Genomic DNA, 25,046 nt, shown 5'->3' with positions numbered 1-25,046 from the left:
ATATGAAAAAAATAAGTTTAATTATATTGAGTTTTACACTATTTTCTTCTTGTAGTAGTGGTGGAGATGAGGGCGATGCCCAAACTCCACCGACTATTCCAAGTTTAGTTTATCCAACAAATAATTTGGTTTGTATAGACAATACAGTTGAATTTAAATGGAATGCTTCATCTGATGCTCAAAATGATGCGATTACTTATCAACTGGATGTTGCCACAGATAATGCTTTTACTAAAAATGTAGTTACTTCAACGACTACCTTGCTCAGTAAGTCATTGTCTTTAGAGAAAGGGAAGTTTTATTATTGGCGGGTGAAAGCCATTGATTCTAAAAATAAATCAGATAAATACACAGCGGTTTATACTTTTTTTACTGAAAGTCAGGGGATAGTAAACCATTTGCCATTTATACCAGAAGTAAAAACACCGATTTTGCATTCGAATGTTTCCGGTAGTTCAACCACTTTAAGTTGGACAGCAGTCGATGCCGATAATGATAATTTGTCGTATGATGTGTATTTAGGAACCTCAAATGCTCCTACTCAAAAAGTAGCTTCCGATTTAACAACAGCTTTTTATACAGCTTCTTCATTAACAACAGGAACAAAGTATTATTGGAAAATTGTTGTTAAAGATGGTAAAGGAGGAACTACAATCGGTTCGGTTTGGGATTTTACTGTTCAATAATCAAATTAATAACCACCAACCAATTTTTAAAAAACAATGAGGTCTTTGGCTTCATTGTTTTTTTTTAACCGACATAAGTTTTATTAATTTAATTCAAGCTCACTATTGGGTTTCTCAAATAATTTCAGATAAAATTTATATTAAACATAAAAATGATTTAATTATTTTTTGTTTTGAGTAAAAAAATAACGCAACCGATTGTTTATTCTCATTTATCTGTTTATATTTGTTTTATAAAAGTAGAATTTCCCTAAATGGGTTTTTTTAAACAATTTTAAAAGTGTGATATTAACACTTTTGTTAATTGGTTTTAATGTATTTAAATTTCTCCTAAATGTGGGACTAAAAGAGTTATGAAAAATTATTTAGTAAACCTTCTGTTGTTTTTTAACATTTCTTTATTTGCTCAGGAAAACGATTTAAAACTCTGGTATAATACACCCTCTGGGAGTGTATGGGAAAATGCGTTACCTATAGGGAACGGTTTTCAAGGAGCTATGGTTTATGGAAATGTGGAAAAAGAAATTTTTCAATTGAATGAAGGTACCGTTTGGAGTGGAAGTCCTAACAGGAATGATAATCCGAATGCAAAAGTTGCTTTAGAAGAAATAAGAAATTTGCTTTTTCAGGGAGAATATAAAAAGTCTGAAAAATTAATAAATGAAAATATAATAACTAAAAAATCGCATGGGCAAATGTTTCAGCCTGTGGGGAATTTAGAATTGAGTTTTTCAAATCAAGAAAGTTATACTGATTATTACAGAGAGTTGGATATTGAAAAAGCAATTGCAAAAACTGTATATAAAGTAAATGGAATTACTTACACCAGAGAATCTTTTACATCCTTTCCTGATAGAGTTTTAGTGATTAAACTTTCTGCTGATAAACCTGGAGAATTATCTTTTACAGCAGCTTTTACTTCTCAACATAAAAAACAAAAATTAGTAGTTAATGCTAATAATGAACTTTCTCTTTTGGGTACAACCAGTGATCATGAGGGAGTAGAAGGAAAGGTAAATTTCAATGCACTTGCCCGATTTAAAGTGGATGGAGGTAGTGTAAATCATACTGATAGTTCCATAAAAATTGAGAAAGCTAATTCAGTAGTAATCTATGTTGCTATCGCAACTAACTTTGTTAATTATAAGGATATTAGTGGTAAAGAAAGTGAACTGGCAAAATCCTTTTTGGATAAAGCGTTTAATAAGAATTTTGATAAGATGAAAACGGCTCATGTTGCTAATTATCAAAAGTATTTCAAAAGAGTTACACTTGATTTAGGTGCTACAGAAGAGGCTAAATTACCAACAGATCAAAGACTAGCTAATTTTAGAAATGTATTAGATCCGTCTTTTGTGACTTTGTATTACCAGTATGGACGTTATTTGTTGATTTCATCTTCACAACCTGGAGGTCAGGCGGCAAATCTTCAAGGGATTTGGAATAATAGTTTGAAACCTGCCTGGGATAGTAAATATACCATTAACATAAACACGGAGATGAATTACTGGCCGGCAGAGAAAACCAATTTGTCAGAAATGCATGAGCCTCTTTTGAAAATGATTCAGGAATTAGCTCAAACAGGAAAAGAAACGGCTAAAGTTATGTATGGAGCCCGAGGCTGGGTGGCGCATCATAATACGGATATATGGAGAATAAATGGTCCGGTTGATGGTGCAACATGGGGAGTATGGAATGCCGGTGGAGGCTGGTTAAGTCAGCATGTATGGGAGCATTATTTATATACAGGGGATAAAAAAATTCTTCAATCAGTATATGAAGTGCTGAAAGGTGCAGCCATTTTTTATTCTGATTTTTTGGTTAAGGATCCGGCAAATGGTTGGTTAGTTGTAGCTCCGGGAAATTCACCTGAAAATGCTCCAAAAGCACATCAGGGTTCAGCGATTACTGCGGGTTCTACGATGGATAATCAAATCGTTTTTGATGTATTCAGTACTGCTATAAAGGCATCAGAAGTGTTAGGAAAAGACAAAGAATTTGCTGATAGTCTTAAAAAAATGCGTAAAATGTTACCACCCATGCAAATTGGGAAGTACAATCAATTACAGGAATGGTTAGATGATGTGGATGATCCTAAAGACAATCATCGTCATATTTCACATCTCTATGGTTTGTATCCTTCCAATCAAATTTCTGCTTACAGGACTCCAGAACTTTTTGCCGCGGCAAAAAACACGCTACTGCAACGTGGCGATGTATCAACAGGTTGGAGTATGGGATGGAAAGTCAATTGGTGGGCTAAAATGCAAGATGGAAATCATGCTTACAAATTGATAAAAAATCAATTAACTCCGCTTGGAATAAATGAAGGAGGAGGGACCTATAATAATCTTTTTGACGCACATCCGCCCTTTCAAATCGATGGAAATTTTGGTTGTACTTCAGGGATTACCGAAATGCTAATGCAAAGTTCAGATGGTGCTATTCAGTTGCTCCCGGCTTTACCGGATGCTTTAAGTGAATATGGTGAAATAAGTGGTTTGAGGGCTAGAGGCGGTTTTGAAATAAAAGATTTGAAATGGAAACAGGGAAAATTAATCGCGGTAAGTATTCAGTCTAATCTTGGTGGAAACTTAAGATTGAGAACTCCAAATGAGATTATTTTAAAGGATAATAAAAATTTGAAAAAAGCATCAGGAGTTAACTCAAATGTGTTTTATCAATTTGAGGAGATTGAAAAGCCTATTATTTCTAAAGAATCAAATATAAAACCTTTAGATATTAAGCCCTCTTATTTATATGATGTAATGACTACGAAAGGTAAAACATATACTTTTTTAATTAAATAATTTTATAGTAATTCCTTAAAATGAAATATAGAATTTTATATTGTTCGGTTGTATTGTTTATGGCTTCTTCTGTTCTAGCTCAAATGCAATCATTTAACTTGAAAGAAGTAAGGTTAAAAGAGGGACCATTTAAAAAAGCACAGGATGTTGATCTTAAATATATTTTAGAACTTAATCCTGATAAACTTTTAGCTCCTTATTTACTGGCTTCAGGTATTCCTACAAAAGCTGATCGATATGGTAATTGGGAAAGTATAGGGCTTGATGGACATATTGGAGGTCATTACCTGTCGGCATTATCGATGATGTATGCCTCTACGGGAAATACTGAACTAAAAAACAGATTAGATTACATGCTTTCTGAATTGGAACGTTGTCAGGAAAAAAATGGTAATGGTTATGTAGGAGGAGTTCCTAACGGAAAAGTTTTTTGGGATCGAATTCATAATGGAGATATTGATGGCAGTGGTTTTGGATTGAACAATACTTGGGTTCCTATTTATAATATTCATAAGCTTTTTGCAAGTTTAAATGATGCTTATCATTATACGGGTAGTGAAAAAGCAAAAGACATTTTAATAAAATTAGGAGATTGGTTTATTGAATTAATTCGTCCACTTTCTGATGAGCAAATCGAAAAAATTTTAAAAACAGAGCATGGAGGTATAAATGAATCTTTTGCCGATTTGTATATTATTACAAAAGATAAAAAATACCTTCGAACAGCTGAAAAAATTTCACACAAGGCTTTTTTGAATCCTCTATTGAAAAAAGAGGATAAATTAACGGGGCTGCATGCAAATACACAAATACCTAAGGTTATTGGTTTTGAGAAAATTGCAACTCTTTCAGCTAATAAAGAATGGTCAGACGCAGTACAATTCTTTTGGGAAAATGTTACGCAAAAGCGTAGTGTAGCTTTTGGAGGGAATAGTGTGGCTGAGCATTTTAATCCTATAGATGATTTTAGAGGTATGTTGAAGTCAAATCAAGGTCCTGAAACCTGTAATTCCTACAATATGGAACGCTTGAGTAAAGCTTTGTTTTTGGATAAAAATGATGTCAGTTATCTTGATTTTTATGAGCGTACGCTTTATAATCATATTCTATCTAGTCAGCATCCTGAAAAAGGAGGATTTGTTTATTTTACACCTATTCGACCTAATCATTACAGAGTATATTCTCAACCAGAAACAAGTATGTGGTGCTGTGTAGGATCAGGACTTGAAAATCATACTAAATATGGTGAATTAATTTATAGCCATTCGGATAATGATGTTTTTGTGAATCTTTTTATTCCTTCAACTTTAAACTGGGAGGAAAAAGGAATACAATTAGAACAAACTACAAAATTCCCTTATGAGAACAATACAGAACTTGTTGTAAAATTGAAGAATTCTAAAAGCTTTGCTTTGAATATTCGTTATCCAAAATGGGCTGAAAATTTCGAGATTTTGGTAAATGGAAAAGCACAAAAAATAACTACTAAACCTTCTACTTATGTTATCCTTACAAGAAAATGGAAATCAGGTGATAAGATAACCATTAAATTTAAAACTGCTACACATTTAGAAAGTCTGCCTGATGGATCAAACTGGAGAGCTTTTGTCAATGGACCGATTGTATTAGCCGCCAAAACATCTACTGAAGGATTAGATGGATTATTTGCTGATAATAACCGAATGGGACATGCAACAAGAGGAAAGTATATTCCTTTAGACAAAGCATACGCATTAGTTGGGGAAAAATCAAGTTATGTTTCAAGACTTAAGGATTTGGGTAATATGCGTTTCAGTTTAGATTCATTAGAATTAGAACCTTTTTTCGAAGTGCATGATGCACGTTATCAAATGTATTTCCAAACCTATTCGAAAGATGAATATAAAGAAAAACAAGCATTATTGAAGCAACAAGAGATTGAAGCTATGGCTATTGAAGCTAAAACAGTAGATAAAATAAATTGCGGAGAGCAACAACCTGAAGTAGATCATCTTTACAAAGGCGAAAAAAGTAATTCCGGTTATGATGATGGTAAGTTCTGGAGAAGCACCCGTTCGTATATTTCGTATCAAATGCAGAATAAAAATAATCAGGGAAAGTTTTTAGAAATAAGTGTTTTAGATGATTTAAAAATAAATAAAATTGATATTCTTATTAATGAAAAGTCTGCTGATATAGTTTCTGTAGAAAAGAAAATGATTAGGATAAATATTGATAAACTTGAAGTTGTTGACGTTAAAATAACAGCTAAAGAAGGAAATAGTAGTCCGAGGTTTTATCAATTGAGAATTGTGAAATAAACGAATAAAATAGAGAGAGAAAAAATAACTGTGCCTAATCTATAATGGATTATAATAAATTAAAATTACTATGAAAAGTCGCAATATAATTTTTGCATGTATGGCTACATCATTACTCGGTGTAAGTTACGTTAATGGACAAAACAAGGTTACTCCAGAAAACAAGTCAGCCAAAAAGTTTGTACATCAATCAATAGGAAATCCATATCTTCCATTATGGGAGCATTTACCCGACGGCGAACCCCGAGTTTTTGAAGATCCGGATAAACCTGGAAAATTTCGCGCCTACATCATTGGTTCTCACGATTTGCGAATGACAAGTTATTGTGGGCCAGATATTCGAATATGGTCGGCTCCAGTAGAAGATCTTTCTAGCTGGAGAGATGAAGGACCTGCTTTTACGTATCAAATTGATGGACAATGGGATGTAATGTATGCTCCAGATCTGGTTGAGATAAAAAGAAAAGACGGCAAAAAAGAATACTATCTTTATCCGCACAGTCGTGGACAAAATAGAGAGGCAATGGTAGCCAAAGGAAGTCGCCCCGATGGCCCATTTACTCCTGTCAATCTAACTCCTGATGGCAAACGTACTGTTCCGGGAAGCATTTTGGGATTTGACCCTGCTGTATATATTGAATACGTTACTGATCCCAAAGATCCTGATTTCAAAATAGGCTTTAGAGCTTATGGTTTTTGGGGTTTCCAGAAATCATCAGCAGCTGAATTAGATCAAAATACGATGTATTCACTAAGACCAGGAACTAAAATAATTGAGCGACTATTGCCAGCTGGAAGACGTTACGGAGAAATTCGTGATCCAGAAGGAACTCAGTTTCCTCAAATTTTTAAGGGAGAAGATTTAGGGAAATTCAATTTCTTTGAAGCCTCTTCCATTCGCAAGATTGGTAATAAATATGTATCCATTTATAGTGGTTATTCGGGACCAGATTATGGAATAAGCAGCTCTAATTCCACTTTGCGTTATGCTGTTGGTGATTCGCCTCTAGGACCTTGGAAAATAGGTGGGGTTTTGGTTGATTCCCGTGCTCCAGTGTTGAATCAGGATGGTACTGCAATAACTACTTCAAATGCAGGTCATAATACACACGGTAGCATTGAACAAATAAATGGACAATGGTATGTGTTTTATCACAGGCCTCCAAGAGGTTTTGGATTTGCTCGCCAGGCTATGGTAGCTCCAGTAATGGTTACTTCAGACGAAAAATCGGTTGCTGAAGGAGGAACTGTATCCATTAGTATGTTCGATCCTTATTCGGAAAATAAATTTCCAACTGTAAAAGACAGCAAGGGAAATGAATACAAAGGGGCTGAAGTTACTTCAGAAGGTTTTCATATTTATGGGCTTAATCCGTATCAATATTATTCAGCAGGTTATGCTTCCTATCTTTCTGATAATAGTATTCAACAAGATTCTTGGGATATCTGGGACAACCATATGCCTATTACCAATGTGAAAAATGGTCATATTATAGGTTATAAATACTTCGGTTTTGGTGGACTCAAAAACAATAAAAACGGATTGAAAGCTTTTGAAGGAACAAAAAAAGGAAACAATACCGCATTCAATATTTTTCTTACTCCGAAAACAACAAAATCCTTTAAAGTCAATGTTTGGCTTGATGGACCTTGGGATAATGAAACTTGGAAAGGAAAAAAAATAGGCGAGATTATTGTTCCTGAAAATGCTTCACAGGATATTACACAATATACAATTGATGTTTCAAAATTTGTCGATAATTTGGATAAAAAGCACGCTGTTTATTTGGTAGCAGAAGGTAGTGGTACTGAATCTCTTTTTGATTTTACCGGTCTTGGATTCAGTTCTAATAAAAATAAAATTTCACGTCCAATTGCACCAAAAGTTAGCATTAATGTCGATGGAAAAGCAGTAACATTATCTGAAACTCCTGTTAGATCTACTGGAACAAATGGTATTGTAGGCTATGATGTTTATGAAGCAAAATACAAAATAGCATCTGGTACAACTGCTGTTCCTGTTGTTTCGGCTACAGCCAATAATCCTGTGGTAAAAATTACAGTTACACAGGCAGCTTCATTATCTGAAAATGCCATTGTGAAGTTTGATTATAATGGGGTAGTGAAAACCTATACTGTACAGTTTGTTTTAGAATAATGATTTTTAACAAAATGAAAACCAAAAAAAAAGTTGAACAATTAACAACCTGAATTAAGGATTTTTTATAAATATGGAATTTAAAAGTATAATTACAGCCATTGTAATTCTTGGGATAACTGTCATACAAGCCCAGAATCCAATTATAAAGGATGTTTTTACAGCAGATCCCGCACCTTTGGTTTACAAAGATAAAGTTTACTTATATGTAGGACATGATACAGCTTCAGTAGGGGTAGATAGTTATCAAATGCCTGATTGGCTGGTGTATTCTTCTTCTGATATGAAAAATTGGAAAAATCATGGCCCTCTTTTGTCGCCAAAGGATTTTTCCTGGGCTGCAAAAGCTGCGAATGCTGCACAATGTATTGAACGAAATAATAAATTCTATTGGTATATATCAGTTATCCATAAATCGGATCAAAATAGTAAAGGTGGAGTAGGAATAGGAGTAGCAGTTGCTGATAGTCCAACAGGACCTTTCAAAGATGCTTTAGGAAAAGCGCTCGTTACAAATGATATGACTACGGATATGAAACATTCCTGGGATGATTTAGATCCAACGGTTTTTATAGATGATAATGGTCAGGCTTATCTTTTTTGGGGAAATGGAAGCTGTAAATGGGCAAAGTTAAAGAAAAATATGATTGAACTCGACGGTCCAATACATACGTTCAAACCTCAAAATTTTACAGAAGCCCCTTGGATTTATAAGCGAAAAGACTTGTATTATTTGGTCTATGCTGCCGGAATGCCTGAGCGTGTAGAATATTGTACTTCTAAAAGTCCCGAAGGTCCTTGGGAATACAGGGGAATTATTCAGGATATCTCTGCTAATAGTTTTACTACACATCCGGGTATAGTAAATTTTAAAGGTAAAGATTATTATTTCTATCACAATGGTGCATTACCAACAGGCGGTGGTTACAGGCGTTCGGTTTGTATCGATTATCTCAATTATAATCCAGATGGTAGCATTCAAAAAGTGATACAAACTAAAGAAGGAGTGTTCTTGACTAAAACAAAATAAATTATGAAATTCAAAACTATTTTTACATGCCTTGTAATTTTTGGAATGACCAATATATTACAAGCTCAAAATCCAATTATCAGTGAAATTTTCACGGCTGATCCTGCCCCTTTGGTATATAAAAACACAGTATATCTTTATGCCGGTCATGATGGAGCTACTTTAGAAGATACCAATTATAAAATGCCCGATTGGTATGTGTTTTCGTCTAAGGATATGGTAAACTGGACAAATCATGGTTCTAAATTATCGCCGGCAACTTTTTCATGGGCCACAGGTGAAGCTTATGCCGCTCAATGTATAGAACGAGGAGGTAAATTTTATTGGTTTGTTTCTACTTTTCATAAAAATGACGATAATAGTAAAGGTGGTGCCGCTATTGGTGTAGCAGTTTCAAATTCTCCTTTAGGTCCCTTTAAAGATGCAATTGGTAAAGCATTAGTTGTAAACGAAATGACTACCGATATGAAACATGCCTGGGACGATATTGATCCAACAGTTTTTATAGATGATGATGGCCAGGCTTATCTTTTTTGGGGAAATGGAAGTTGTAAATGGGTAAAATTAAAAAAGAACATGACTGAACTCGATGGAGAAATTACAACACTTAATATCAAAAATTTTATTGAAGGTCCGTGGATTTATAAACGCAAAGATTTATACTATCTTATTTATGCAGGAAGAGGTACAAAAGCAGAAATGATAGAATATGCTACTTCAAAAAACATTCAGGGGCCATGGGAATACAGAGGAATTCTTGCCGAAAATGCTCCTAAGAGTTTTACAATACATCCGGGAGTTATAGACTTTAAAGGAAAAACTTATTTTTTCTATCACAACGGAGAATTACCTACAGGAGGGAGTTACAGAAGATCAATATGCGTAGATAATCTTTATTTTAATGAGGATGGCAGTATGCAAAAAGTAATTCTAACTAAAGAAGGTGTTAAATCAATAAAACAATTAAATAACTAAAAATGAAAAAAAGATATAGTATTTTATTATTAAGTCTTATAACTCTTTTTGTAGTAAGAGCCCAGGAAAATAAGGCACATAATCCAATAATTTTTGCAGACGTACCTGATTTATCTATGATTAGAGTAGGCGATACCTATTATATGAGCAGCACTACAATGCACATGAATCCGGGTGTTCCCATAATGAAATCCAAAGACTTGGTTAATTGGAAATTAATTAGCTATGCCCACGATAAATTAGGAGATATGGATGAATTAAACTTAAATAATGGTAAAAGTACTTATGGGCGTGGTTCCTGGGCTAGTAACATACGATTTCATAATAACATGTTTTATGTAACAACTTTTGCTCAAACTACAGGGAAAACACATATTTACACGACTAAAGACATAGAAAAAGGACCATGGAAGGAAGTTACATTTAGTCCTGCTTATCACGATCATAGTATTTTATTTGATGATGATGGTAAAGTCTATATGGTTTATGGGAACGGAAAACTTTTTGTAAAAGAATTAAAGTCTGATTTATCAGGTGTTAAAGAAGGAGGATTGGATCAGGTTATGATTGAAAATGCGAGTGCTCCGGCAGGCGAGAATATCAATCTTGGAGCTGAAGGTTCTCAACTTTATAAAATAAAAGGCAAGTATTATTTGTTCAATATTGCCTGGCCAAGAGGAGGTATGCGCACTGTAATTATTCACAGGGCAGATAAAATTACAGGACCATGGGAAGGAAAAGTAGGTTTGCAAGATCAAGGTGTTGCACAAGGTGGACTTATTGACACACCCGACGGGAAATGGTATTCTTATTTATTTAGAGATGCAGGTGGAGTAGGTCGTATTCCTTATTTGGTTCCTGTTAAATGGGAAAATGGTTGGCCAATATTAGGAGAAAATGGTAAAGTCCCTGAATATTTAGATTTACCCGCCAGCAAAGGCTTAATTCCCGGAATTGTAAATTCGGATGAGTTTTCACGAAAAAAAGGTGAAAAGGATTTAGGATTAGTTTGGCAGTGGAATCATAATCCAAATAATTCTCTTTGGTCTGTTAAAGAGAAAAAAGGGTTTTTACGTTTAAAAACGGGCAGAATTGATACTGATTTTTTATTAGCCAAAAATACATTAACGCAGAGGACAATTGGTCCTGTATGTACTGGTACAACTTCTTTAGACGCAACAAATATGAAAGAAGGTGATTTTGCCGGTTTGGCTTTATTACAAAAAGATTATGGTTTAGTTGGTGTGAAAATAGAAAATGGAGTTAAGAAAATTGTGATGGTAAATGCTGTTAAAGGAAAAGCAGACGAATTACAGTCAATTCCACTAACACAAAGTAAAGTTTATTTTAAAGGAGAATGTAATTTTAAGGACAAAGCTGACTTAGGGAAATTCTTTTATAGTCTGGATGGAAAAAATTGGATAGCTATCGGTAAGCCTATCAATATGCCATATACTATTCCACATTTTATGGGGTATCGATTTGGTTTATTCAATTATGCAACTAAAAACATAGGAGGATTTGCTGATTTTGATTATTTCCATATTCAGGATAAAATTTCAAAGACGAATTAATTTCAGCTTATTTTTCTGTAAAAATCACATTAGCAAATTCAGCTTCAATATGAAAATTAATTATTTATTCTTAATCGGGTTATGCTCCATAATGAGTTTAAGCGCACAACAATTGCCTTATAAAGATTCATCTCTTAGTTCAGAGGCACGAGCCAAAGATTTAATTTCTCGATTAACGCTGGAAGAAAAAGCGACATTAATGTGTGATCAATCGGATGCAATACCCAGACTAGGAATTAAAAAATTCAATTGGTGGAGTGAGGCTTTACACGGTTATGCCAATAATGATAATGTGACGGTTTTTCCAGAACCTATTGGAATGGCTGCTTCATTTGATGATGTGTTATTGTACAAAGTGTTTGATGCTGTTTCTGATGAAGCCAGAGCCAAATACAACCAATGGATTCAGAACGGGAATGAGAATAAACGTTTTTTGAGCCTTTCGGTTTGGACACCTAATGTCAATATTTTTCGAGATCCACGTTGGGGACGTGGACAGGAAACCTATGGAGAAGATCCTTATCTGACTTCTCGAATGGGAGTTTCGGTGGTCAAAGGTTTACAAGGTCCTACCGATGCTAAATATCGTAAACTTTTGGCTTGTGCCAAACATTATGCGGTGCATTCTGGTCCAGAGTGGAGCCGACACGAATTGAATTTGAATAATGTAAATCCAAGGGAATTATATGAAACTTATTTGCCTGCATTTAAAACATTGGTTCAAGATGCCGATGTGCGTCAGGTAATGTGTGCTTATCAACGAATTGACGATGAACCTTGTTGTAGCAATACCAAGCTTTTACAACGCATTTTGCGTGATGAGTGGGGGTATAAATATTTAGTAGTTTCAGATTGTGGAGCAGTAACCGATTTTTATACTACTCATAAAGTATCTTCAGATGCCGTTCACGCTGCATCGAAAGCCGTATTGGCAGGAACCGATGTAGAATGTGTATGGGAAAAATATCCGTTTAAAGAACTTCCAGCTGCTGTTGCCAAAGATTTAATAAAAGAAGAAGATATTGATAAAAGTTTGCTACGTGTTTTAGTGGGGCGTTTTGATTTGGGCGAAATGGATGACGATGCCATTGTGCCTTGGGCTCAAATTCCAGCATCTGTTCTAAATAGTAAAAAACATCAGCAATTAGCATTAGAAATGGCTCAAAAGTCGATGACGCTTTTACAAAATAAAAACAATATTCTTCCTCTGAATAAAGAGACAGACAAGATTGCCTTAATAGGTCCAAATGCAGATAATGAACCAATGTTATGGGGAAATTACAACGGAACTCCGATTAAAACGATTACCATTAAAGACGGAATTGAATCTAAAATTACAGTTGATAAACTATTTTATGATAAGGCTTGTGATTTAGTAGAAGATAAAGTAACCCAAAGTTATTTTGATCAAATTTCATTTGAAGGAAAAAAAGGAATGAAGGTTACTTATTGGAATAATTCAAATAGGGAAGGAGCGAGTGTTATCTCTCAGCAAATTGTAAATCCAATAAAAATGACTACAGCCGGTCAGCATGAGTTTGCTTCAGGAGTTAAATTAGAAGGGTTTTCTGCGAAATTTGAAACAGAATACTTAGCCAAACAAACTGATACTCTTGTTTTTAAAACAGGTGCTACAGGAGTTTTTGAATTGCTTGTTGATGGAAAATCAATTGCAAAATATACCAATTGGCGTACTATTCCAAGTAATTTTTCTTTTGCTGTCGAGGCGGGTAAAAAATATAAAATCGAAATTCTTTATGCCCAATCCAACAATTGGCAGGCCAATCTTGAATTTGATTTCGGTAAAGAATATGCTATAGATTTCAGTGGTTTAATTCAAAAATTAAAAGGAATTGACACCGTAGTTTTTACAGGAGGACTTTCTACCTTACTGGAAGGTGAAGAAATGCCTGTTTCTTATCCCGGTTTTAAAGGTGGAGATCGCACCAATATTGAACTTCCGGCTGTTCAAAGAAAATGTTTAAAAGAATTAAAAAAAGCTGGTAAAAAAGTAATTTTTGTAAACTGTTCCGGGTCTGCCATTGCGTTAACTCCTGAAACCGAAAGCTGTGATGCTATTTTACAAGCTTGGTATCCGGGTGAAGCAGGAGGTCAGGCAGTTGCTGATGTGCTTTTTGGAGATTACAATCCTGCGGGGAAATTACCTGTTTCATTTTATAGAAACTCCGATATATTAGGCGATTTTGAAGATTATTCTATGAAAAATCGCACCTACCGTTACACGACTGATGTTTTATTCCCTTTTGGTTTTGGATTGAGTTATTCAAAATTTACGATTGGTTCAGCCAAATTGAACAAAACAACTATAAAATCTACTGAAAATACGCAGTTAAGTTTTCCAATACAAAATGTTAGTAAACGAAACGGAACAGAAATCGTTCAGGTATATGTTCGAAAAGTAAATGATCCAGATGGACCTTTGAAAACATTAAAAGCTTTCAAAAGAATCGATTTAAAAGCAGGTGAAAAACAAAATATAACCATTGATTTACCAGCTTCTTCTTTTGAATTTTATGATGCTAAAACGATGGCAATGAATGTTACTGCAGGCGAATACGAAGTCTATTATGGCAAGAGTTCAGATGCTAAAGATTTAAAAATGACTAAAATAGTTATTCAATAATGCAAGGGAAAATCATTACGCCTAAATACTAAAATAGTATCATTATGTTTTTTAAATTAAAATTTTTTGCTCCCATTTTTTTAATGCTGCTATTTAGTTTTAATAGCATCAATACGAGTTATACTTTACATAAAGATCGTATTTCGATACCTTTAAGTGAAGGAATATTGAATATAATTCCGTTGACAGACAATTCGATTAGAATTCAAATAAACGGGGAGAATATAAAGCAGGATGAAGAATTAATTTTAGTCAATAAATTACCGGTGCCCGCTTTTAAAGTTACTGAAAATACGAATGAAATTGAGCTAAAAACCGCTTCGATTGCTGTTTCATTTAATAAAAAAACTAAAGCATTGAACTTTAAAGACAGTAAAGGAAAGGTGTTTTTAAGTGAAAAAGCAGACAGTAGAAAAATGTCATCCGGCACTGTAAATGGAAATCCTTGTTTGGTAGTGGAGCAAAGTTTTAATTCTCCTGAAAATGAATTTCTTTTTGGCTTAGGTCAATTTCAGGACGGACATTATAATCTAAAAGACATCAGCCGAAAATTGACTCAGGTTAATACACAAATTGCAGTTCCTTTTTTGTATTCCAATAAAGGATACGGAATTCTTTGGCATCAATACGGTCTTACAGAGTTTAATCCAAACGATAATTTGATTACACTTACCAAAAGTGAAAAATCATCAGATAACAATAAGGAAGTTGAGGTAACCACAACAGCAGGAACTCAAAAAGTATCACAAAGACAAGCATTATATACGGGAAAATTTAATGTAGATAAAGACGGACAATATTCCATTATGTTGGATTTAGGTGATATGGACAGCCGTCATTTGGTTATTATTGATGATAAAACCATTATTGATCAATCTAATTTATGGTTGCCACCGGCAGTTAGCGAATTAGTGAATTTGAAAGTCGGAGAACATTCGGTGCAAATCGTTTGTAATGCTACAAATAAGCCAAAGTTGTCTTTTAGAAAAACGGATAATTCAACCACTTTTCGTTCAGTAAATGCTAAAGCTTTAGATTATGTGGTTTTCAAAGGAAAAGATACCGATGAAGTAATAAAATCGTATCGAAGTGTTTCAGGACAAGCTCCAATGTTGCCCTTATGGGCTTATGGTTTTTGGCAATGTCGTGAACGTTATACGTCCAGCGAACATTTAATTAATACAGTTAAAGAATTTCGTGAAAGGAAATTACCATTAGATGTAATTGTACAGGATTGGCAATATTGGGGAAGTAATGGTTGGGGTGTACCGCAATTCGATGAAAAAAACTACCCAAATCCTGCTGGTTTTATCAAAGAACTACACCATTTGAACTCTCATTTTGTGGTTTCTGTTTGGTCTAATCCGGATAAAAATTCCAGTATTGGTAAAAAATATGTTGAAAACGGAATGTACATTCCCAACACCAAATGGCTGGATTATTTTAATCCGGAAACCGGAAAAAGTTATTGGAAAACATTAAATGATAATTTATTTTCAAATGGTGTTGATGGTTGGTGGATGGATGCAACAGAGCCGGAAAACGATGCGCTAGTTGGCACAATAACACATCAAGGTCCTGGCGATTTTTTCCGACTTACGTATCCATTATTTGTGAGTAAATCGGTTTATGAAGGACAACGAAATACAAATGCTGAAAAGCGGGTCACTATATTAACACGTTCTGCATTTGCCGGTCAACAACGTTTTGGAACGATTAACTGGTCAGGTGATATTGGAGGAACCTGGGATGGTTTTAAAAGACAAATTGTTTCCGGAATGAATTTTACTTTAACAGGGATGCCGTATTGGACAACGGATATTGGTGGTTTTTTCCGTCCAGGCGGAGGACAATACAAGGATGAAAAATTTCAAGAGTTGTTGACCAGGTGGTTTCAATGGGGAGCATTTAGTACCATATTTAGATTACACGGCTATCAAACTGAAACCGAACCTTGGAAATACGGTCAGAAAGTGGAAGACAATATGAGAGAAATGTTGAATCTTCGTTACCAATTAATGCCGTACATCTATTCTGAAACCTCTAAAATTAAAACGGGTTCTACTTTTATGAGACCGCTGGTAATGGATTTTCAAAATGATGAAAAAGCAGTGAGCCAGCCTTACGAATACATGTTCGGCAAATCGTTTTTAGTTACTCCGGTTATTGAATCAGGAGTTAAGGATTGGGAGGTTTATTTGCCCAAAGGCACAAAATGGTTCGATTTCTGGTCTGAAAAAAGCTTTGATGGAGGTCAGGAAGTTAAAGTAAATGTGTCTTTAAACAGAATTCCATTATTTGTAAAAGCGGGTGCTATAATTCCTTTTGGATCAATAATGCAATCGACCAATGAGAAGAAATGGGATACTCTTGAAATTAGAATTTATGAAGGAGCTGATGGAGAATTTACACTTTATGAAGATGAAGGGGATAATTACAATTATGAAAAAGGGAAGTTTGCGACAATTACTTTTAAATGGAATGATTTCAAGAAAATCTTAAGTATCAGTGAGCAAAAAGGCTCTTTTTCCGGGATGATAAAAGCAAGGAAATTTAAAGTTGTAAAAGTTTCTTCAAACCTAAAGCAACCGAACACAACGACTGGAAAATATGTTGATTATAAAGGAAGTAAAATTTCAATTAAATTATAAAAAATGAATACAAAAATAAATAGTATTGTAGCGATTTGCTTATTTACAATGACTGCTTTTAATGGAATGGCTCAAAGCAGTATCAAACAAAAACCAATTATCCAAACTAAATATACTGCTGATCCCGCACCAATGGTACACAATGATACCGTGTTTTTATATACTTCACACGATGAGGACGATGCAAAGGGATTCAAAATGAAGGATTGGTTGCTATACACTTCAACCGATATGGTGAATTGGACTGAACACGGAGCTGTGGCTTCTTTGAAAGATTTTAGTTGGGTAAAACCTGATAATGGTGCCTGGGCGATTCAATGTATTGAGAGAAACGGTAAATTTTATTTATATGCACCTATGCACGGACAAGGAATAGGTGTATTAGTTTCGGATAGTCCTTATGGACCGTTTAAAGATCCATTGGGTAAAAGACTAGTCTATTCAGATCATAACATTTGGGACGATATAGATCCAACTCCTTTTATAGATGATGATGGTCAGGCTTATTTGTATTGGGGAAATCCAAGTTTGTATTATGTGAAACTAAATGAGGATATGATTTCTACTTCAGGTGAAGTTGTAAAAGAACCTACTAAACCTAAAAATTATCAAGAAGGGCCGTGGGTGTATAAACGCGCAGGACATTATTATTTATCTTATGCTTCAACTTGCTGTCCGGAGGGTATAGGATATGCAATGAGTAATTCCCCCACAGGTCCTTGGGAATATAAGGGAATGGTGGTGGAAGCCAGTGATAAAACCAGAGGGAATCATCCGGGAATTATTAATTACAAAGGGAAATCCTATGTTTTTGGACATAGTTATGATCTTTTAAAAAGAGAAACTTCCACTTTTTATGAAAGACGTTCTGTCGATATGGATGAAATTATGTATAATCCGGATGGTACTATTCAAACGCTTTCTTATTGGTCAGTAGATGGTCCGAAAGCCGTTGGTACAATCAATCCTTTTAAACGGGTTGAAGCTGAAACAATGGCTTGGAGTGAAGGAGTGAAGTCAGCTAAAAATGATAAAATAGGAGTCTTTGTAAATCAAATAGACAACAACGATTACATAGAAGTACAGGCTGTTGATTTTAATAAAGGAGCAAAAAGTTTTCAAGTAAGTGCCGCTTCTTTAATTGGAGGAAAAATAGAAATCCATTTAGATACTAAAGAAGGGGAACTTCTAGGTGTTTGTGATATCAAAAGCACAGGTGATTTAAATACTTGGAAAGAGTATAAAACTAAAGTTAAGAAAGTAACAGGAGTACATAATGTGGTTTTTGTATTCAAAGGAGATGGAGGATCGTTGTTTAATTTAGATTGGTGGATGTTTCAATAATAGCTCATTTCTATTACATACTATAAATTTAAAAAACACGCAGATTTTGCAGATTTACTCAGAATCACTCTAATAAAGTTGCCTAAATCCGTAAAATCTGCGTGATATATTTTTTGTTTAGTCCGAAATACTGATAGTCATAATAAATAATTAAGAATATGTTTTTAAAAAAAATCCACGTTTTAGCATTGTATATCATTCCGATATTAGGAATGGCTCAAAATCCTATCGTCCAAACTAATTATACTGCCGATCCGGCACCAATGGTATATAATGGCAAAGTGTATTTATATACTTCTCATGATGAAGACGAATCGACTTGGTTTACTATGAATGATTGGAAATTATACACCACCGAAGATATGGTCAATTGGACTGATCATGGTTCAGTGTTATCCTATAAAAATTTTAGCTGGGCTAAAATGAATGCTTGGGCTATTCAATGTATTGAGCGAGGAGGTAAGTTTTATTTGTATGCTCCAATAACGGATAATCAGGGTAAAAATGGTATTGGAGTAGCGGTTGCCAATAGTCCTTATGGTCCTTTCACAGATCCGTTAGGAAAACCACTAATTCAAAACAGTAATGCCGATATTGATCCAACTGTTTTTGTAGATGACGATGGACAAGCTTATCTTTTATGGGGAAATCCGGTGTGTAATTATGTGAAATTAAATGAAGATATGATTTCTTATAATGGAGAAATACAAACATTTCCGAATACAATTGAATCTTTTGGAAAACGCGAAGGAAAAGAAGATACCCGAAGACCAACTACTTATGAAGAAGGACCGTGGTTGTATAAGAGAAACAAATTGTATTATTTGTTTTTTGCAGCAGGACCTATTTCTGAACATATTGGATATTCAACAAGTAAAACGCCTTTGGGGCCATGGAAATATCAAGGAGTTGTAATGCCTACTCAGGGCGGAAGTTTTACAAACCATCCCGGAGTTATTGATTTTAAAGGGAAGTCTTATTTTTTCTATCATAATGGGGCTTTGCCCGGAGGTGGTGGTTTTACTCGTTCAGTAGCAGTTGAAGAGTTACTATTTAATTCAGACGGAACAGTTAAACAAATGAATATGACCGAGGGAATTAAAAAAAGTCTCGCAACTGTTAATCCTTATGTTAAAAATGAAGCAGAAACTATGGCTTGGTCAAAAGAGGTGAAATCAATGCAAAACGAACAAGTTGGTGTGTTTATCACAGCGATGAAAAATGATGCTTTTACAAAAGTGAAAGAGATTGATTTCCGTAAAGAAGGAGCGTCAAAATTCATGGCGCGTTTGGGCACCACTCATAATGGAAATGTGTCTATGGAAATACGATTAGATAGTATAGACGGAGAATTGATAGGAACGATAAAAGTCCCAATGACTGGTGGAAATGATCGTTGGGCAATAGTGAAAACGGAGGTCAAAAAAGTGACAGGAATACACGATGTCTATTTTGTTTATAAAGGAAAAGCTTCCAGCAAAATTATGTTTTTTGATTATTGGATGTTTTCTAAATAACTATTTATGAAAATTTATTTCATCCTATGTTGTTGAATTTTAATCTGTTGTTGTTTTTATTTTTAAATTAGTATTTCTTAATTAAACCTATCAAATAAAACAGAGTCTATTATATTTATATTTGTTTTTTTTTAAGATATAAATATTTAAAATAAAAAAAAATACGTTAATAAATAATTAATTTATGATAAAGTCAGGGAATGTTTTATGTTTTTTTCTATTGAGTTTTTTTGCTTTAAAAGCGCAATCGGTTGTGAAGAGTCCGGATGGAAAACTTATGGTGTCAGTTGCTGTAAATAATGGGATGCCAACGTATAGTGTTTCTTATAATGCAAAAACATTCTTGGAGCAGTCTCCACTTGGTTTAAAAACCAATGTCGGTGATTTTACTTCGGGATTACTTTTAGGAGATAATGTGATTCAAAACAAAATTGATGAAACTTATGAGTTGGCTAATATAAAGCAAAGCAAAGTACATTATGTTGCCAATGAAGCGGTATTTTCTTTTACTAAAGACGGCAAAGCTGCCATTGATGTGATTTTCAGGGTTAGTAATAATAATGTAGGTTTCAAGTATAAAATACATCCGCAAAAAGAAGCTCGTTCCTGTGTGGTTCAAGAAGAAGCATCAGGATTTTCGTTGCCGGAAGGAACGACTACTTTCTTGTGTCCACAGAGTAAATCAATGGTAGGTTTTGCCAGAACAATGCCTAGTTATGAAACGTCCTATACTTTGGATGCTCCAATGGGCAAGAACGGTTCTGGAGAGGGTTACACTTTTCCTTGTCTTTTTAAAGTAAATAATACCGGATGGGCTTTAATTTCTGAAACAGGTGTTGATAGTGGCTATTGTGCTAGCAGATTAATTGGTAAAGAAAAAGGATTGTACACAATTGGATTTCCAATGATAGGTGAAAACAATGGCAATGGAACAACAGCTCCGGGAATTCCGCTTATGGGAGAAACTCCTTGGAGAACGATTACAATTGGCGAAACATTGGCCCCAATTGTAGAAACAACAATTCCATTTGACTTGGTTAAACCAAAATACGAAGCTTCTCAAAAGTACAATTATACCAAAGGATCTTGGAGCTGGATTATGAAAATGGATAGCAATACCAAATTTCCAGTACAAAAACAATATATCGATTTTAGTGCTGCCATGGGGTATGAAACCATTTTAATTGATGCGCTCTGGGACACACAAATAGGAAAAGATAAAATTGCTGAGTTGGCTCAATACGGCGCAAATAAAGGAGTCGGATTGTATTTGTGGTATAATTCCAATGGCTATTGGAATGATGCTCCCCAAGGGCCAAGAGGAATTATGGACAATACCATCATTCGTCGTAAAGAAATGGCTTGGATGAAAAGTATTGGGGTAAAAGGAATTAAAGTTGACTTTTTTGGTGGAGACAAACAAGTAACGATGAAGTTATACGAAGACATTTTAGCCGATGCCAATGATTTTGGCATTATGGTCATTTTCCACGGTTGTACTTTACCTAGAGGTTGGGAGCGTATGTACCCAAATTATGCGGCGAGTGAAGCTGTTTTGGCGAGTGAAAATCTATATTTTGGTCAAGGAAGTTGTAATAATGAAGCCAAAAATGCTTCGATTCATACTTTTATTCGCAATGTGGTAGGAAGTATGGATTTTGGAGGAAGCGCTTTAAATGAATTTTATAATAGTGAAAATACGCCAAACAAAGGTTCCAAACGAATGACTTCAGATGTTTATGCTTTGGCAACAGCCGTACTATTTCAAAGTGGAGTACAACATTTTGCTTTGGCACCAAATAATTTAACTGACGCACCTGATTGGGCAATTAACTTTATGAAAGAAGTGCCAACAACTTGGGATGAGGTTCGCTATTTAGATGGTTATCCAGGTAAATATGTGGTGCTTGCCCGTCGAAAAGGAGCAAAATGGTATATCGCTGGAGTAAATGCTCAAAAAGAAACATTGAAACTTAAACTCAAATTACCAATGATTTCAGCAGGTTCTGAATTAAAGCAATACACTGATGATGAGCAATTAATTGGAAAACTAAGTAGCATCAAAATGAACAAAAACCAATTAGTTGAAATAACAATTCCTTGTAATGGAGGCGTGTTAATGGTCAATTAAGAAACGAATACTCAAAGCAGGATGAATCGTAAATCAATTTTTAGAATAGAAATGATGCTGGTTTTTATTGGCAGTATTTCTTTTGCTCAAAACCCTCTTATCCAAGATCAATATACCGCAGATCCATCTGCAAGAGTATTTGGTGACAGAGTCTATGTTTTTCCTTCGCATGATATTTTGGCTACCGAAGGAAAAGGCCGCAAAGACTGGTTTTGTATGGAAGATTATCACGTGTTTTCTTCGGCTAATCTAACCGATTGGACCGATCACGGTATGATAGTGCAACAAAATAAAGTGCTTTGGGTGAAGCCTGATGGCTATAGTATGTGGGCTCCGGATTGTATTGAAAGAAATGGCAAGTATTATTTCTATTTTCCAAGTACGCCAAAAGATACCATTAATTCTAAAAGAGGCTTTACGGTAGGTGTTGCTATTGCTAATCAACCTGAAGGACCCTATATTCCGGAACCTAATCCGATAAAAGGAATTAGTGGAATTGATCCAAATGTTTTTATTGACAAAGATGGACAAGCTTATTTGTATTGGTCTGGAGGAAATATTTTTGTTGCCAAGTTAAAAGAGAATATGACTGAGTTGGAATCAGAAGTAAAAACCATCGAAAATCTTCCAACCAAAGGGCTAAAAGAAGGGCCGTATCTATTTGAAAGAAACGGAATTTATTATTTGACTTATCCTCACGTTGAAAATAAAATTGAACGATTGGAATATGCCACCGGCGATAATCCATTAGGACCTTTTAAAGTTGCGGGTGTCATTATGGATGAATCGCCTACAGGTTGCTGGACAAACCATCATTCGATTATTGAATTTAAAAAGCAATGGTATTTGTTTTATCATCATAACGATTTATCTCCTGAATTTGATAAACTAAGATCCATTAGAGCCGATTATTTGTATTTCAATCCGGATGGAAGCATTCAAAAAGTCGTTCCAACTTTGAGAGGAGTTGGAATTACGAAAGCGACAAATCCAATTCAAATCGACAGGTATTCAAAAATAAGTGATAAAGGAAGTTCCATTTCTTTTTTAGATAATTCGAATTCCTTTGAAGGTTGGAAAACAACTTTCAATCAATCAGATGCTTGGATACAGTACAATAGCATTGATTTTGGAAAGAAAAAATTAAAGTCAGTATCTGTAAGAGCTATGTCAGAAAAAGGAGGAGTATTGCAAATTCGTACTAAAGGAATCGATGGTGCCGTCATTGCTGAGGTAACAGTTCCTAAAAATAGTGAATGGGTTGAAGTAAAATCACCATTATTACAATTTGATTCAGGAGTTCAAGATGTATTTGTTGTATCAAAAAACGACAATCAAGTTGAAGTTGATTGGGTAAAGTTTGAATAAATAAAAAAGAAGATTATTAACATACATATTTTTTAAAAAATGAAAAAAACGCAATTATTATTTTTATCCACCATTATGGGGTTGTTTTTTGGGACAGGCGTTAACAGCCAAACCAAGAAAAACACCTCTAAAAATCCAGCTGTATTTTCAAAGGTTGTTTATCAGGGTGATGATGATATTTATAAAAAAAATCCATTAAAGGCGGATGAATTTTATACTCCGATTTTGCAAGGATGTTACCCTGATCCTGCAATTACTAGAAAAGGAGATGATTATTATATGGTATGTTCTTCCTTTGCGATGTTTCCCGGAGTACCTATTTTTCATTCTAAAGATTTAGTGAACTGGACTGATTTGGGAGGTGTACTTAATAATGTTAACGAATTCAATCCACACGATACAGGTATTAGTGCCGGAGTTTATGCACCGGGAATTACTTATAATCCGCACAATGATACTTTTTATATGATTGTAACGGCTTTTTCGGGAGGTCTTGGGAACATTATTGTAAAAACAAAAGACCCAATGAAAGGTTGGGGGAGTCCAATTAAATTAGGTTTTGGAGGAATTGATCCATCCATATTTTTTGATGATAATGGAAAGGGGTATATTGTTCACAACGATGCTCCGGACAAAGGAAAAGAATTATACAATGGACATCGTGTAATTAAAGTTTGGGAATATGATGTTGAAAATGATAAAGTGATTCCGGGAACAGATAAAATTATAGTTGACGGAGGAGTGGATCTTTCAAAAAAACCGATATGGATTGAAGCACCACATTTGTACAAAAAAGACGGAAGTTATTATTTAATGTGTGCAGAAGGTGGTACAGGAGGAAATCATAGTGAAGTAATTTTCAAAAGCAATAGTCCTAAAGGGCCTTTTATTCCTGCACCAAGTAATCCAATATTAACGCAACGTTATTTTCCAAGAGATAGGGCTAATAAATACGATTGGGCTGGACACGCCGATTTAGTTAAAGGACCTGGCGATAAATATTATGGCGTATTTTTAGGAATTCGTCCCAATGAGAAAGACAGGGTAAATGCTGGTCGTGAAACTTTTATGTTGCCTGTGGATTGGTCTGGAGAGTTTCCTGTTTTCGAAAATGGATTAGTTCCTTTAGAGCCAAAATTAAAAATGCCTAAAGGTGTTACTGAGAATAAAACCGGAAAAGACGGTTTTTTCCCGAACGGTAATTTTACGTTTACAGAAAATTTTACTTCTCAAAAACTAGATTACAGATGGATTGGTTTGAGAGGACCACGCGAAAATTTTGCTACAGTAACTAAAAAAGGATTGCAAATTAATCCATTTGCGGTAAGCATTAAAGAAGTGAAACCTACTTCTACACTTTTTCACAGACAACAACATAACAGTTTTTCTTTTGCAACTACAATAGATTACAAACCAGCATCTGAAAAAGATTTGGCAGGTATTACATGTTTACAAAATGAAAAATTCAATTATGTTTTTGGTGTAACTAAAAAAGGAAATGATACTTATATTTTATTAGAAAGAACAGAAAAAGGAGTGTCTAAAATTATTGCAAGCACTAAAATTGACCTTAAAAAACCGCTTCGTTTACAAGTGAAAGCAACTGGAGATAATTATGAATTTAGTTATTCAACCAATGGTGTTGATTTTACAAATTTAGGTGGAGCAGTTTCAGGTGATATTCTTTCAACTAATGTGGCTGGTGGTTTTACAGGTGCATTGATAGGTTTGTATGCTACATCAGCTAATGATGCTCAGCTTCAATAAGGTCCATTGGCTTTAAAAATTATAGCCCCTAAAAGTATTTGATTTAGGGGTTTTTACGCTGTAATCCTTAATGTTAAATTATCAACAGTTG

The 25,046-nt window shown here is 34.6% G+C and carries 14 protein-coding genes; all 14 read left to right on the top strand.

Features of this window, described 5'->3' with window-relative positions:
• Positions 1 to 2: 2 nt before the first annotated feature.
• The 14 genes from BLR17_RS12380 (at position 3) to BLR17_RS12315 (ending at position 24,955) form a co-directional block, all read left to right on the top strand.
• Positions 3 to 686 carry a DUF4962 domain-containing protein gene (locus BLR17_RS12380; RefSeq protein ID WP_066330122.1) on the top strand — a complete coding sequence of 228 codons (684 nt, stop codon included), beginning with the start codon at positions 3 to 5 and terminating at the stop codon, positions 684 to 686.
• 353 nt (positions 687 to 1,039) lie between these two features.
• Positions 1,040 to 3,496: a glycosyl hydrolase family 95 catalytic domain-containing protein gene (locus BLR17_RS12375; RefSeq protein ID WP_066330121.1), complete on the top strand. Its 2,457-nt coding sequence runs from the start codon at positions 1,040 to 1,042 to the stop codon at positions 3,494 to 3,496.
• Between the two features lie 20 nt (positions 3,497 to 3,516).
• Positions 3,517 to 5,796, top strand: a complete 2,280-nt coding sequence (locus BLR17_RS12370) for a glycoside hydrolase family 127 protein (RefSeq protein WP_066330119.1) — start codon at positions 3,517 to 3,519, stop codon at positions 5,794 to 5,796.
• A 100-nt stretch (positions 5,797 to 5,896) separates the two neighbouring features.
• Positions 5,897 to 7,954: a hypothetical protein gene (locus tag BLR17_RS12365; RefSeq protein ID WP_217635902.1), complete on the top strand. Its 2,058-nt coding sequence runs from the start codon at positions 5,897 to 5,899 to the stop codon at positions 7,952 to 7,954.
• Between the two features lie 73 nt (positions 7,955 to 8,027).
• Positions 8,028 to 8,984 (top strand): glycoside hydrolase family 43 protein, encoded by a 957-nt coding sequence (locus tag BLR17_RS12360; RefSeq protein ID WP_066330116.1) that lies wholly within the window; start codon positions 8,028 to 8,030, stop codon positions 8,982 to 8,984.
• 3 nt (positions 8,985 to 8,987) lie between these two features.
• Positions 8,988 to 9,959: a glycoside hydrolase family 43 protein gene (locus BLR17_RS12355; RefSeq protein ID WP_066330114.1), complete on the top strand. Its 972-nt coding sequence runs from the start codon at positions 8,988 to 8,990 to the stop codon at positions 9,957 to 9,959.
• Positions 9,960 to 9,961: 2 nt separating this feature from the next.
• Positions 9,962 to 11,533 carry a glycoside hydrolase family 43 protein gene (locus BLR17_RS12350; RefSeq protein WP_066330113.1) on the top strand — a complete coding sequence of 524 codons (1,572 nt, stop codon included), beginning with the start codon at positions 9,962 to 9,964 and terminating at the stop codon, positions 11,531 to 11,533.
• Positions 11,534 to 11,582: 49 nt separating this feature from the next.
• Positions 11,583 to 14,177, top strand: coding sequence for a xylan 1,4-beta-xylosidase (gene xyl3A / locus BLR17_RS12345; protein WP_066330111.1), 2,595 nt, complete (start codon positions 11,583 to 11,585; stop codon positions 14,175 to 14,177).
• 44 nt (positions 14,178 to 14,221) lie between these two features.
• The gene (locus BLR17_RS12340; RefSeq protein ID WP_245683139.1) at positions 14,222 to 16,828 is read left to right on the top strand and encodes a glycoside hydrolase family 31 protein; all 2,607 of its coding nucleotides are present in this window, start codon (positions 14,222 to 14,224) and stop codon (positions 16,826 to 16,828) included.
• A 3-nt stretch (positions 16,829 to 16,831) separates the two neighbouring features.
• Positions 16,832 to 18,172, top strand: a complete 1,341-nt coding sequence (locus BLR17_RS12335; RefSeq protein ID WP_083189605.1) for a glycoside hydrolase family 43 protein — start codon at positions 16,832 to 16,834, stop codon at positions 18,170 to 18,172.
• Positions 18,173 to 18,330: 158 nt separating this feature from the next.
• Entirely contained in the window at positions 18,331 to 19,689 is a 1,359-nt protein-coding gene (locus BLR17_RS12330; protein ID WP_066330109.1) for a glycoside hydrolase family 43 protein, read from the top strand.
• A 184-nt stretch (positions 19,690 to 19,873) separates the two neighbouring features.
• Positions 19,874 to 21,820: a glycoside hydrolase family 97 protein gene (locus BLR17_RS12325; RefSeq protein WP_066330108.1), complete on the top strand. Its 1,947-nt coding sequence runs from the start codon at positions 19,874 to 19,876 to the stop codon at positions 21,818 to 21,820.
• Between the two features lie 21 nt (positions 21,821 to 21,841).
• A complete protein-coding gene (locus BLR17_RS12320; RefSeq protein WP_066330107.1) occupies positions 21,842 to 23,188 on the top strand; it encodes a family 43 glycosylhydrolase in 1,347 nt (448 codons plus the stop codon).
• A gap of 39 nt (positions 23,189 to 23,227) precedes the next feature.
• The gene (locus BLR17_RS12315; protein ID WP_066330105.1) at positions 23,228 to 24,955 is read left to right on the top strand and encodes a glycoside hydrolase family 43 protein; all 1,728 of its coding nucleotides are present in this window, start codon (positions 23,228 to 23,230) and stop codon (positions 24,953 to 24,955) included.
• The last annotated feature ends 91 nt before the right edge of the window (positions 24,956 to 25,046 follow it).

It is taken from the genome of Flavobacterium glycines, assembly GCF_900100165.1.
GTDB classification, from domain to species: Bacteria; Bacteroidota; Bacteroidia; order Flavobacteriales; family Flavobacteriaceae; genus Flavobacterium; species Flavobacterium glycines.
This window is presented reverse-complemented; position numbering and strand designations above follow the sequence as displayed.